The organism is Methylocella tundrae, from assembly GCF_038024855.1.
Classification (GTDB): Bacteria; Pseudomonadota; Alphaproteobacteria; order Rhizobiales; family Beijerinckiaceae; genus Methylocapsa; species Methylocapsa tundrae.
The window spans coordinates 1-13,030 of the sequence record NZ_CP139088.1 but is presented as its reverse complement, the minus strand read 5'-3'; the positions used below and the strand labels follow the sequence as shown (position 1 = coordinate 13,030).

At 63.5% G+C, this 13,030-nt stretch carries 11 protein-coding genes; 7 read left to right on the top strand and 4 right to left on the bottom strand.

Translation table 11 applies throughout. From position 1 onward, the window contains the following. The first annotated feature begins 40 nt into the window (after positions 1-40). From SIN04_RS01060 to SIN04_RS01030, 7 genes are all read left to right on the top strand, one after another. The gene (locus tag SIN04_RS01060) at positions 41-1,648 is read left to right on the top strand and encodes a carboxyl transferase domain-containing protein (RefSeq protein ID WP_134493097.1); all 1,608 of its coding nucleotides are present in this window, start codon (positions 41-43) and stop codon (positions 1,646-1,648) included. A 6-nt stretch (positions 1,649-1,654) separates the two neighbouring features. Beyond that, positions 1,655-2,461 carry an enoyl-CoA hydratase-related protein gene (locus SIN04_RS01055; RefSeq protein ID WP_134493095.1) on the top strand — a complete coding sequence of 269 codons (807 nt, stop codon included), beginning with the start codon at positions 1,655-1,657 and terminating at the stop codon, positions 2,459-2,461. Further along, positions 2,451-4,463, top strand: coding sequence for an acetyl/propionyl/methylcrotonyl-CoA carboxylase subunit alpha (locus SIN04_RS01050; RefSeq protein WP_134493093.1), 2,013 nt, complete (start codon positions 2,451-2,453; stop codon positions 4,461-4,463). Before SIN04_RS01055 ends, SIN04_RS01050 begins: the two co-directional genes overlap by 11 nt. Next, complete coding sequence (locus tag SIN04_RS01045; RefSeq protein WP_134493091.1) at positions 4,460-5,395, top strand: hydroxymethylglutaryl-CoA lyase; 936 nt, start codon at positions 4,460-4,462, stop codon at positions 5,393-5,395. Before SIN04_RS01050 ends, SIN04_RS01045 begins: the two co-directional genes overlap by 4 nt. Before the next feature lie 73 nt (positions 5,396-5,468). After that, positions 5,469-6,551 (top strand): pyruvate dehydrogenase (acetyl-transferring) E1 component subunit alpha, encoded by a 1,083-nt coding sequence (gene pdhA / locus SIN04_RS01040; RefSeq protein WP_134493089.1) that lies wholly within the window; start codon positions 5,469-5,471, stop codon positions 6,549-6,551. Further along, positions 6,544-7,524: an alpha-ketoacid dehydrogenase subunit beta gene (locus SIN04_RS01035; protein WP_322847416.1), complete on the top strand. Its 981-nt coding sequence runs from the start codon at positions 6,544-6,546 to the stop codon at positions 7,522-7,524. The genes pdhA and SIN04_RS01035 overlap by 8 nt, the downstream gene beginning before the upstream one ends. After that, positions 7,521-8,627 (top strand): dihydrolipoamide acetyltransferase family protein, encoded by a 1,107-nt coding sequence (locus SIN04_RS01030; protein ID WP_134493085.1) that lies wholly within the window; start codon positions 7,521-7,523, stop codon positions 8,625-8,627. The genes SIN04_RS01035 and SIN04_RS01030 overlap by 4 nt, the downstream gene beginning before the upstream one ends. A 126-nt stretch (positions 8,628-8,753) precedes the next feature. Here the strand turns inward: SIN04_RS01030 and SIN04_RS01025 are convergent, their stop codons facing one another. The 4 genes from SIN04_RS01025 to repA form a co-directional block, all read right to left on the bottom strand. Further along, complete coding sequence (locus SIN04_RS01025; protein WP_134493083.1) at positions 8,754-9,047, bottom strand: GYD domain-containing protein; 294 nt, start codon at positions 9,045-9,047, stop codon at positions 8,754-8,756. A gap of 275 nt (positions 9,048-9,322) precedes the next feature. After that, a complete protein-coding gene (gene repC / locus SIN04_RS01020) occupies positions 9,323-10,555 on the bottom strand; it encodes a plasmid replication protein RepC (protein WP_134493081.1) in 1,233 nt (410 codons plus the stop codon). Positions 10,556-10,757: 202 nt separating this feature from the next. Continuing rightward, positions 10,758-11,819, bottom strand: a complete 1,062-nt coding sequence (gene repB / locus SIN04_RS01015) for a plasmid partitioning protein RepB (RefSeq protein WP_134493079.1) — start codon at positions 11,817-11,819, stop codon at positions 10,758-10,760. Then, the gene (gene repA / locus SIN04_RS01010; protein WP_134493077.1) at positions 11,816-13,030 is read right to left on the bottom strand and encodes a plasmid partitioning protein RepA; all 1,215 of its coding nucleotides are present in this window, start codon (positions 13,028-13,030) and stop codon (positions 11,816-11,818) included. Before repA ends, repB begins: the two co-directional genes overlap by 4 nt.

The window sequence follows — 13,030 nt, the reverse complement described above, 5'->3', positions numbered from 1 at the left end:
AGCGCGCCCCCTGAAGCGCCTCCATTGCGGAAAATGATCGATGCCCCTCATCGAAACAGCCGTCGATACGCGCTCAACCGAATATCGCTTGAATCGCGAAGCCATGACGGAACTGGTTTCCGACCTCCGCCACACCGCAAGCCGCATCCGCGAGGGCGGTGGAGCGGCGGCGCGGGCGCGCCACCTGGCGCGTGGAAAAATGCTGCCGCGCGAGCGGATCGACGCGCTGATTGATCCCCTCTCGCCTTTCCTCGAGATTGGACAGTTCGCCGCGCATGGAATGTACGACGGCGAGGTCCCCTGCGCCGGAGTGATCGCCGGGATCGGACGCATTTCCCGCAGGGAATGCATGATCGTGGCGAATGACGCGACGGTGAAGGGCGGCGCTTATTTTCCGATCACCGTGAAGAAGCATTTGCGCGCGCAGGAAATAGCCGCGCAAAATCGCCTGCCATGCGTCTATCTGGTCGATTCAGGCGGCGCCCATCTGCCGAGTCAGGACGAAGTCTTTCCCGATCGCGAGCATTTCGGACGCATCTTCTACAATCAGGCCAGTATGTCGGCGGCCGAAATCGCCCAGATCGCCGTCGTCATGGGAGCCTGCACGGCGGGCGGCGCCTATGTGCCGGCGATGTCGGACGAAACCATCATCGTTCGCAACCAGGGAATGATCTTTCTCGCGGGACCGCCGCTTGTCCGGGCCGCGACCGGCGAAGTCGTGACGGCCGAAGAATTGGGCGGCGCAGAGGTGCATTGCCGTCAGTCCGGCGTCGCCGACCATTACGCCGAGACTGACGCCCACGCCCTCGGCGTCGCTCGCGCGATCATCGCCAATCTCAATCATACGAAGCGTCCTTCCGTCGCGCTGCGTAGGCCGGCGCAGCCGCGATATGATCCGTGCGAGATCTATGGCGTCACGCCCGCGGATGGGCGCAGGCAGTATGATGTCCGCGAAATCATCGCGCGCATTGTCGACGACAGTGAATTCGACGAGTTCAAACGCCTTTACGGGCCGACATTGGTCACGGGCTTCGCTCATGTCTGGGGATACCCGGTTGGCGTCATCGCCAGCAATGGGATCCTGTTCTCGGAAAGCGCGCAAAAAGCTGCGCATTTCATTCAGATCTGCGCCCGGCGCCGGATTCCGTTAATCTTCCTTCAGAACATCGCCGGCTTCATGGTCGGACGCAAATATGAAGCCGGAGGCATCGCCAAGGAAGGCGCGAAGATGGTCGCCGCCGTCGCCACGGCCGCCGTGCCGAAATTCACCGTGGTCATCGGCGGCAGCTTCGGCGCCGGAAACTATGCGATGTGCGGACGCGCCTATTCGCCGCGGTTTTTGTGGATGTGGCCAAATGCGAGGATCGGCGTGATGGGCGGAGAGCAGGCGGCGAGCGTTTTGAGCCGCGTGCGCCGCGACAGCCTCGAAGCGCGCGGCCTCGTCTCCTCGAGGGAAGACGAAGCGGCTTTCGAAGCCTCGATCCGCGATCAATATGGGCGGCAGAGCCATCCCTATTACGCCAGCGCCCGGCTCTGGGACGACGGCGTCATCGATCCCGCCGACACGCGCCGCGTGCTGGGTCTGGCGCTTTCCGCGAGTTTCAACGCGCCTATTGACGAAAGCCGGTTTGGCCTTTTCCGCATGTGAGGCGAGATGAGCGACCTTCTGGAATCGATCGACGCCCGTGGGGTCGCGACGCTCACATTGAACAAGCCAGAGCGGCATAATGCGTTCGACGATGGGCTGATCGCGGCGATGACCGCGTCGTTGAAGCGCCTCGACGGCCAATCCGCCGTACGCGTCGTCGTCCTCGAAGCCGCCGGCGAAAGCTTCTGCGCCGGAGCGGATATCGCATGGATGAAACGAGCCGCGCAGGACAGTTTTGACGCCAATGTCGCCGACGCTGGCGTGCTCGCCGAACTCATGCAAAGGCTCGACCTTCTGTCAAAGCCCACCGTCGCCGTGATCGGCGGCCCGGCCTATGGCGGCGGCGTCGGCCTTGTCGCCTGTTGCGACGTAGCGGTCGCGTCCGACCGGGCGAGTTTCTGCCTGAGCGAAGCAAGGCTCGGCCTCATCCCGGCCGTGGTCGGGCCCTTTGTCATCCGGGCCATCGGCGCGCGGCAGGCCCGGCGCTATTTTCTGACGGCGGAATCGATTTCGGCCCCGCGCGCCAAGGAGATCGGGCTCGTTCACGAGGTCGTGGCGGAAGCGGCCCTCGAAACCGCGCGAGACACGATTATCGAGGCGCTTCTGGCTGGCGCTCCGGGCGCCCAGACCGAGGCGAAGGCGCTGGCGTCTTGGTGCGAGGGGCGTCCCATCGACGCTGAACTCGCGCGGGAGACAGCGAGAAGGATTGCGACGCGGCGCGCTTCCCCGGAGGGAAGGGAAGGCTTGAGCGCCTTTCTCGGCAAACGGCTCCCCGCCTGGCGCACGGATCGGAACAATCCAGATGTTTCGTAAGATCCTGATCGCCAATCGCGGCGAGATCGCCTGTCGCGTGATAGCCACCGCAAGGCGGCTCGGCGTCGCGACGGTTGCGGTCTATTCGGATGCGGATGCGCATGCGCTCCATGTCGATCTTGCCGACGAGGCCTGGCCGATCGGCGCCGCCCGCGCGCAGGAGAGTTACCTTGCGATCGACAAGATCGTGGCGGCGGCCCGGCAATCGGGAGCTGAGGCGATCCATCCCGGCTATGGCTTCCTTTCGGAGAACCCGGCCTTCGCCACAGCCTGCGCGAAAGCGGGAATTTGCTTCATCGGGCCGCCGCCGGAAGCGATGCGCGTGATGGGCTCCAAGGCGGCGGCCAAAACAATGATGGAGCGCGCGGGCGTTCCCATCCTGCCGGGCTATCATGGCGACGCTCAGGACTTGGCGCTCCTCGCCGGCGTCGCCGCGGACATCGGATTTCCCGTCCTGATCAAGGCCTCGGCCGCTGGCGGCGGCAAGGGCATGCGGATCGTCGAACGCTGCGAGGACCTGCCGGAGGCCCTCGAAGGCGCGAGGCGCGAGGCGCTGGCCTCTTTTGGCGACGATCGGCTATTGATCGAGAAATACGTGCCGGAGGCCCGCCATATCGAGGTCCAGATCTTCGCCGACCAACACGGCGAAATCGTCTCCTTTTTCGAACGTGACTGCTCGATCCAGCGGCGTCATCAGAAAATTGTCGAGGAGACGCCGGCGCCGGGCATCGACCCGCTGCGCCGGCGCGCCATGGCCGAAGCCGCGATCACGGCCGCCCGCGCCGTTGGTTATGTCGGCGCGGGAACCGTCGAGTTTCTCGTGAAAGGCGATCGCTTCTATTTTCTGGAAATGAATGCGCGTCTGCAAGTCGAGCATCCGGTCACGGAAATGATCTCGCGGCAGGATCTGGTCGAATGGCAGCTGCGCGTCGCCTCTGGCGAGAAACTTCCGTTGACGCAGCAGCGGTTGAGCATGCTCGGACATTCGATCGAGGCTCGCATCTATGCGGAAGATCCGGGCCGCGGCTTTCTTCCGTCTACGGGCCGGATCAGGCATCTGCGGGAACCGCGAGAAGCAGAAGGCGTCCGGGTCGATACGGGCCTGCGCCAGGGCGACCCGATCACGCAAGACTACGATCCTCTGATCGCTAAACTGATCGTCTGGGGCGTTGATCGCGCAGCCGCCCTGCAAAGGCTCGAGAGCGCGCTCGCTGAATATGAAATCGTCGGCGTCGCGACCAATCTCGATGTGCTGCGCGCCATTGCGACGCATCCCGCCTTTATGAGCGGCGAAAGCGACACCGGCTTCATCGAGCGCCATATCGACCAATTGCTCGCTCCAGCCTCGCCGGCGGGGAGCGAGGAAACGACGATCCTCGCCGCGGGCGCGGCGGCGCGGCTCGGCGATTTGCGAGTGAAGGCGGCGGCGGAGGCAGCGAACTCCGGCGATCCCTGGTCGCCCTGGGATGTGAGCGACGCCTGGCGGATCGACGGGCAAGGCTGTCAGACTGTCATTTTCGACCGCGAGGGAGAAAGCATAACGCTTCGCGTTCACGCTTTGCCGGATGGGTCAATCCGTGTGGAGACGCCGGCCACAGCCATGCTCGTCAGCGCCGAGGAAACCGGCGACGGGATGCGTCTGCGCGTAGACGGAGTGCTGCGCCAGCTTCGGGTGGTCAGGGAGGATTTTGGGCTCGTCGTCATTCTCGCCGGGCGAAATCATTTTCTGCGTTACGTCGATCCGCTGGCGCCGCCGCGCGTCGAGGCCTCGGGAGCGCTCCAGCTGACCGCTCCCCTACCCGCGCGCGTCACGCGCGTTCTCGTCGGGACCGGCGATTTCGTAAAAAAAGGCGCTCCCGTCATCGTTCTCGAAGCCATGAAAATGGAGATCACTCTCACGGCCCCGGACGACGGCGTCATCGCCGACATCCGTTACGCCGAAGGCGATGTGGCGCCGGAAGGCGCCGAGCTGGTCGTCCTCGCCGCTGGAGAGGCGCCATGACCCTTCCCGCCCGCGTTCGCATCGTCGAAGTCAGTCCGCGCGACGGGCTGCAGAATGAATCCACAATTCTACCCGTCGAGACCAAGGTCGCCCTGATCGAACTATTGGCGAAAGCGGGAGTGAGGGACATCGAGGCGGGGAGCTTCGTATCGGCGAAGCGGGCGCCTCAGATGGCGGCGACGGCCGAGGTTCTCGCAAAGCTCGACATGAAGCTGCTTTCGCGGTCCAGCGTCCGATTGTCCGTCCTCGTCCCCAACCTCCAAGGCCTCGACTGCGCGCTCGCCAGCGGCGTGAAGGATGTGGCGGTGTTCGCCGCCGCCTCCGAGACCTTTTCGCAAAAGAACATCAATTGTTCGATCGCCGAAAGCCTCGCGCGGTTCGCGCCGGCGGTCGAGAAAGCCCTTTCAGCCGGGATAAGGGTGCGCGGCTATATCTCATGCGTCCTCGGCTGCCCTTACGAAGGCGAGATCGCGCCGGGCGAAGTCGCGTCCCTCGCGCGCGATCTGACCGCCATGGGCTGTCATGAGATTTCGCTGGGCGACACCATCGGCGCCGGAACGCCGCTGCGGGCGAAACGATTGATCGAGGCGGTGGCGCGGGACGGGCCCATCGATCGCCTCGCTCTTCATTTCCATGACACTTACGGCCAGGCGCTGGCCAACATCTTCGCCTGTCTCGAACTCGGCGTATCCGTCGTCGACGCTTCGGTCGCAGGTCTCGGCGGTTGCCCCTACGCTCCCGGCGCCACCGGCAACGTCGCGACCGAGGATGTCGTCTACATGCTGGACGGCATGGGCGTCGAAACCGGAATCGATCTCGCCGCCCTGGCCGAGGCCGGAGAATTCATCTCGGGGCGGCTGGGCCGGCAGTCCGGCAGCCGGGCGTCCCGCGCAATCGCCGCGCAGAGGCGAACGGGGTCTCAAAAAATGTGATCCGGCGGCGAAATCCGGAGCCGGCATATTGGGATATATTTAAGTTCTGGCGCTGAGCATCGGCGGGGAAAGTATGGACGACGATTTTCATGTTGGCCCTGCCCGGTTTCTGTCCTCGGAAGGCGAATTGGACCAATCCGCCGGATCGCTCTCGCCGGACCCCGGCTTTCTGCTCCAGCTCTACAGGGCGATGACGCGAACGCGGGTGTTCGACGGCAAAGCGATCGCCTTGCAGCGCACCGGCAAGCTCGGGACTTTCCCGTCCGCTCTCGGTCAAGAGGCGATCGGGGTCGGAGTGGCGCACGCCATGCTGGCGAAGGATGTGCTGTTCCCTTACTACCGCGATCATGCGGCGCTGTTTTTGCGCGGCGTCACCATGGCGGAGATGCTGCTTTATTGGGGCGGCGACGAACGTGGCGGCGATTTCCGCGTTCCGAGGCAAGATTTTCCGATTTGCGTGCCGGTCGGCTCCCAGGTCGCCCACGCGGCCGGCGCCGCCTATGCTTTCAAGCTTCGCCGCGAGAAGCGGGTGGCGGTCTGCACGATCGGAGACGGCGGCACCGCCAAGGGCGATTTCTACGAAGCGCTGAACCTCGCGGGCGTATGGAACGCGCCTCTTGTCGTCGTCATCAACAACAACCGCTGGGCGATCTCGACGCCGCGCGAACTCGAGAGCGCGGCGGCGACGCTGGCGCAAAAGGCCGTCGCCGCAGGCATTGAAGGACGGCAGGTCGACGGCAATGACGTCATCGCGGTTCATGAAATCGCTTCTCAAGCGATCGGGAAGGCGCGATCGGGCGGCGGCCCGACCTTGATCGAAGCGCTGAGTTACCGGTTGGGCGACCATACGACGGCCGATGACGCCACACGCTACCGCGATCCCGCAATTGTTCAGCGCGAGTGGGCGTTCGAGCCGATCGGCCGCCTGCGCGCCTATCTGACGAGGACCGGCGTCTGGAACAGGGAACTCGAAACCGAGCTTTTGAAGCAATGCTCCGAGGAAGTCGAGAAGGCCGTCGAAACCTATCTGACGACGCCGCCGCGAGACAGCGACGCCATGTTCAAACATCTTTTCGCATCGCTTCCGCGCGCCATGCACAGTCAGCGCGATGAGGCGCGCCGCTTCGACCCGCTGCGGGGCGCGCGCCATGAGTGAGCTCACGCTCGTCGAAGCCGTCAATCTTGCGCTGGCCGGCGAAATGGCGCGCGACCCCGAGGTTCTTTTGCTTGGCGAGGATATCGGCGTCAATGGCGGCGTGTTTCGCGCAACCATTGGACTGGAGGCGCGCTTCGGGCCTGAGCGCGTCATCGATACGCCGCTCGCGGAAGCGGCGATCGTCGGCGCCGCTATCGGCATGGCGGCGATGGGATTGAAGCCCGTCGCCGAGATTCAATTCACCGGATTCATCTATCCGGCCATCGACCAGATGATCAATCACGCGGCGCGCCTGCGTCATCGCACCTGCGGCAGGCTGTCCTGTCCGATGGTTTTGCGGGCGCCCTGCGGCGGCGGCATTCATGCGCCCGAGCATCATTCGGAGAGCCCCGAGGCCTTCTTCGCTCATATGCCGGGGTTGCGGGTCGTAATCCCGTCCTCGCCTGCGCGCGCCTACGGCCTTCTGCTCGCCGCCATCCGCGATCCCGACCCGGTCGTGTTTCTGGAGCCGACCTTTCTCTATCGGCTCTTTCGCGAGGAGGTCGCGGAAGACGGCGAAGCTCTGCCGCTCGACGTTTGCTTCGTCTCGCGTGAAGGCGCCGACGCAACGCTGGTCGCGTGGGGCGCGATGGTTCACGCGGCGCTGGCGGCGGCGGACCGCCTGGAACAGGACGGGATCGACGTCGAAGTGATCGACGTCGCGACTTTGAAACCGCTGGACGCCGATACGATCCTGCGCTCCGTAGAGAAAACGGGCCGTTGCGTGATCGTTCATGAAGCGCCCCGCACAGCAGGTTTCGGCGCCGAAATCGCCGCGGAAATCGCCGAGCATGGGCTTTACTCGCTGCTCGCCCCGGTGAAGCGCGTCACCGGATATGATGTCATCATCCCGCTTTCCAAAATGGAGGCCCAGTATCTTCCAGACGTCGAACGCATTATCGACGCCGTCCGCATGGTCATGGAGGCGCGATGAAGATCTTCAGACTTCCCGATCTCGGCGAAGGGCTCCAGGAGGCCGAAATCGTCGAATGGCATCGGAAGGCCGGCGAGACCGTGACGATTGATCAGCCGCTGGTGTCGGTGGAAACCGCAAAAGCCGTGATCGAGATTCCTTCTCCCCAATCAGGCACAATCAAGCGTTTGTTCGGCGCCGCCGGCGACATCATCCGCATCGGCGCTCCACTGGCCGGCTTTGAGGGCGAGCCTGACGTCTCTGAAGATTCCGGCGCTGTCGTCGGCGTTGTCGAGACTGGCGCGCGCGTTCTGAAAGAGGCTCCAGCGGCCATCGCACGCGGCGGCGCTTCGATCCGCGCGACGCCCGCGGTCCGCGCCCTCGCGAGCCGGCTCGAGGTCGATCTCGCCATTGTGACGCCATCTGGTCCCGACGGCGTGATTACCGCCGGCGATGTGCAACGCGTCGTCCGCATTCTCACTGAGGCCGGACCCGCCGAACCCTTGCGCGGGTTCAGGCGCGTGATGTCGCAGAATATGGCTCTCGCCCAAGCGGAGGTTGCGGCGGCGACCGTCGTGGATGACGCCGACATCGAGGCGTGGCCGGCGGCGGCGGACACGACGATCCGTCTCATTCGCGCCCTGGTCGCCGCCTGTCAGGCGGAGCCCGCGCTGAATGCGTGGTTCGAGAGCCGGTCGCTGGCGCGCAGAGTCTTGCGGACGATCGACCTCGGCGTCGCGGTCGATCTGCCCGAAGGGCTGTTCGTGCCCGTCTTGCGCGATGTCGCCAATCGCGACGCCGCGGATTTGCGCCGGGGCCTTGATCGGATGCGGGCGGATCTCGCCGCGCACAGGATGCCGCCCGATGAGCTGCGCGGCAATACGATCACTCTATCGAACTTCGGAGCCATCGCCGGCAGATATGCGGCGCCCATTGTGCTGCCGCCGACGGTCGCCATTCTCGGCGCCGGCCGGATCCGCAAGGAAGTGGTCGCCTGCAATGGCGCGCCCGCCATTCACCGCATGCTTCCGCTGAGCCTGACCTTCGATCACAGGGTGGTGACGGGCGGCGAGGCCGGACGTTTTCTCGCCGCCGCGATCGCCGATCTGGCGCGGGCGGATTGATCAAAAAATTGCGCGATCTCAATGCGGGCCGAAGACGCGATCATGGCGCCGGAGGCGAATGAGGATCTGCTGCAAAGCCATCTTCCTCTACAACCATGCCGGCGTTAGGCTCGAAGGCCAACGCCTTTACTTGAGCGTATTGATGATCTCGCGATAGGCGGCCTCGGGGAAAGCCTTGAGCGTTTGCGTCCGCACATTGCCCATCATGCCAAGCTGCATGGTGAAACGCGCCGCCACGGCATCGTCCGGGGCCTCGTAAACAGCGATAAGATCGTAGGCGCCCATGGTCAGGAAGACGTGCTTGAACTCTCCTCCCTCGTCCTTCAGCGCCTTTTTTGCGGCATCGAGGCGCCCGGGCGAATCCTTCACATGGCGGACGCCCTGGTCCGTCCAGTTCATCAGCAGGATATATGCGGACATCATGGCTCTCCCGACGGTTTGGCGCGGCGAATGTGCGCGCGTCCTCGACTTTGCGCGGGAACAACGGCCGGCCCCTGTCGCTTCGGCAGGCATGAGCTGAGGTTTGGTGATGCGCCATCCACAGTTCCAGGCGAACACGGCGATCAGGGCGCGCAGCATGACATGGACGCGCAATAGCATCATACGCCTGCCAAACGGATGCAGAAACATTTTCTGCTCACCCTGGCGCGCCTACTCCGCGGTCGATGTTCAATGCGTTTTCATGATCCTTGGCGCTATGCCCGCTTTTTCTCCCGCTTTCGAGATCCTATGAGCGCCATCAACATCGGTCCGAGCGAGAACTCCCCGGTTTCAGCCTTTCGCGTCAGCTCGCGCAAATAGCCGCCGGCGCTGGCGATGGCTGAGCCTCGTTGCAGGATCGCCGCGATGACGATCGCCGCCGGGATATCACCCATGACATTTTGGGCCTCCTCGAAGGCGCTTGGGCTGACGCCCAGCATTGAGCGGACGACTGACGCCGTGGCCAAAAAATCGCGCCAGTTGGAAATCCCGCCCTTGGCGTAATCAGAAACATCCGGGCAAGCGTCCAGCACCATGCCGAGTGGAAAAGATCCCTCGGACGATCGCGACGACGGGGGATTTGGCGCCGGTCTCGCCCCCTGGCTTTCTGGAAAGCGAGGTTCAAGTTCAGGTAGGGTATTTGGGTTTGAATTTTGTTTGTGCCGCTCAGTTTGAGACTCATTGGCGCTTGGAATCTGCGATTTTATATGTGTTTCCAGCAGGATGAGTATTTCATCCGCGAGCACGGAAAGTTCTTCCGCGATCGGCTCGAGAACGGCCGGCGGCGCGGTGCGCGGAATGCGTTCGATGAGGCCGCGATAGAGGGCGTGAACCTCCGCCCAGTCGGCTGGCCCCTGCCCTCCCTGGCGCGTCGGCACACCTTCCTCAATGCCCGTCGCGATCATCTTGGCGATGTCGCGCCTGCACAAAGTGATGCGCTCGCGAACCAATTTGAGGGCGCGCTCCTCGGCGCGAACTGCTTCTGCAAAAGCTTCGAACTCATCGGCCCGGGCGACGAGCGGAGAAAGGTCGAAACCGAAGGCCGTCTCAACCTCCCCTGCCCTGCCTTTTCGGGCATAGCGTTTGCCGTTGGGACTGTCGCGCCGGACGATCAGGCCGGCGTCGACCAGCACGGCGAGATGACGGCGCAGCGTCGCCGGCGCCATGCCATGCGCGCGTAGCGACAGTTGGTAATTGGACGGAAAGACGATGAGGCCGTCGCCGGTGAGGACGGTTTCGGGATGAAACGTCAAAAGCGCGTCGAGCACGGTCAGCGCCCGCTCGGAGACCCCGATGCGCGTCCTCGCCGTGCAAATGGCGCGGAAGACGTTCCATTTATGAACCGCTCTTTCGGGCGGGCGCGCTTTTGCGATCGCCTGGCTTGCCAGATGGGCGAGCGTCAGCGATCGCCGCCCAAAGGGCGTCGTTGGATGATGCTGTTCTTCCATTTTCCTTGGCCTCGCTCGGGCAAAGGAAATCAGCTCGCCGAATCGACGCTAAATCTCAGACAAGACTCTTGACTGTGATTCGCGGAAGTGAGATTCTCGAATTCGCCAAAACACGAGAAGGGCTTCCGGAACTCCGTTTCGGGGGCCTTTTTCTTTTGCCTGTCACTCTCCTGATTGCTGGTTCTGAAATACGCTCACGTCATCAAGGCCGCTCTTTGGACGCGGCCTCGAATTCAAGATAAAGATCGCGCAGCCGGTTCAGCACAAAGTCTGCGAACTCTGGCGATTTCCGCCGATCGATCGTCAACGAAATGCGTGCGTCGCTGCGTGTAACCTTTGCGAGGCTGCCGCCCCCCGCCATGGGCCAGACCTCCATTTGGCTTTGATCCGAGCGCGGCTTCAAGGCCGCGAGCGCCTTTTTGAACCGCTCATCGCTGTCGAGACCTTGAAAGCCCGGGTCTGCGATCATCCGGCGGATGGCGGCGCCTGACTTTCCATCCGCGAAGCGCTCGGCGAGCTCGATCCAGCCGCGCCGACCCGTGCCGGGAGCCGGTCCGATCGCATCAATGACTTCCGCCGGGATCTTGCTCACCACCGACAGCATGTTGGACAGATCGCTCTTGTAGATCGACAGCGCCGCCATGATCGTCGCGCGGCTGAACCGCTGCTCGAGGCGATGTGCGAAGCGCGCCTTTTCGACGTAAGACAGATCCTTCCGCTCGTGATTTTCCTGGCCTTGCGCAATGACGAGCTGCTCGTCGGTCAACTCGCGCACGACGGCTTTGATCGACTGTCCCAGCGAAGCGACGGCTCGCAGCCGCCGATGGCCGAACGCGACCTGGAACCGCCCCGCCTCGCCGGGATCCGGCCTCACGAGGATCGGATTAAGCTGCCCATGTTCGCGAATGGCCTCCGCCAAATTCGCCACCGTCTCCGCCGACGCAGGCATGCGATCGGCGATGAATGAAGGAGCAATCAATGCCGGATCGAGTTCGACGATGACCTGCCCCGCCGTCAGTTTCCTCTCGATCTCGTCGGCGCGTTTCGCCCGTTCGCTGAACTCGCCAAGCGATTGACCAATCGCTCCGACGGGAGTCGCCGCCGGGTCCGATATCAAATCCGGAGACCCAAGGATCGGCCGCATGCGAAGCCGATTGACGCGAGGCGGCTCGCCGGCCGAGGATGGATCGGCCGACGTCGTCGCGGCGGGCTCGCTCGTCTTGCCGCCGGCGCCGAGATTAGTGAAAAGTGCTTTTCGGCTCATGCCGCCCTGCCCCAGGCCTGACGGATCAGACCTTCGATTTCCGCGTTGACGTTATTGACCGATTCCATGGCCCTGTCATAGGTCGCCCGGGTGAACTGGTTTCTCTCAACCTCGAAGATCGTCTGATTGGTGAGGCCGGCGTCGGATATCGCCGTGCTTTTCAGCATCGGATGGATCAGGACGTGATCGCCAAAGATCGAACGAAGGAAAGCGACCATCTGGTTCTGCGGACCGTCACCCGGCTCGAAGCGCGTGACGAGATACTTCAACCAGTCATAGCTTGTCGACGCGCCGGCTCGCGAGACCTCGTCCAGCAGGTCTCCCGTCATTTGGAGGAACTGCCCCATCGACATGACGTCGAGCATTTGCGGGTGGATGGTGATGAGGACGGCGGTCGCGGCGGTGAGAGCCGAAAGCGTCAGATAGCCGAGCTGCGGCGGGCAATCGATCACGACAACGTCGTAGAGATTTTGCGCCTGCGCTATCGCCTGCCCGATCCGCGCGAAGAACAAGGTGTCGCCGGGGGCGCGCCGCATAAGCGCGCGAGGCGTGTCATGCTCGAATTCCATCAATTCGAGGTTCCCGGGAATGATGTGAAGGTCGGGAATGTAAGTTGCGCGCACGATCTCCGCGATGGGGCGCTGGCGTTCATCGTAGCGGATCGCCCCATAAAGGGTTTCGTTCTCGCCGACATGAAGCTCCGGCTGGTGGCCGAACAAGGCCGAGAGGCTGGCCTGCGGGTCGAGGTCGATTGCGAGAACGCGATAACCATGCAGCGCCAGATACTGCGCGAGATGGGCGGAGGTCGTCGTTTTGCCGCTGCCGCCCTTGAAATTCATGACGCTAATGACCTGAAGATGCTCTCCCGCGGCGCGGTGGGGAAGATAACGGCGGCTTCCGCGTGCGCCCTGGTCGAGATGCTTCCTGATCTCCTGGATCGCGTCGACGGAATAGCTGCGGCGGCCATTCTTGACCGTGGGGGAAATGCCCTTTCCTTCCGCCGCCACCTGGCGCAAATATCCTTCGTGAATGCCAATCAGGCTGGCCGCCTCGGCCGGACTGAAATGCCGGATCGACTTTTCGGCTTCTGGCGGAAATATGCTGCGGTGATGGGCCTGGAGCTGGCTCGACAGTTCGGCGCCATGCTGCTGGATCAGCGCCCTCAACTCGGCCCGGGTGGGGGCTATGTCTGCTACGGGCGTCTTCGCCAT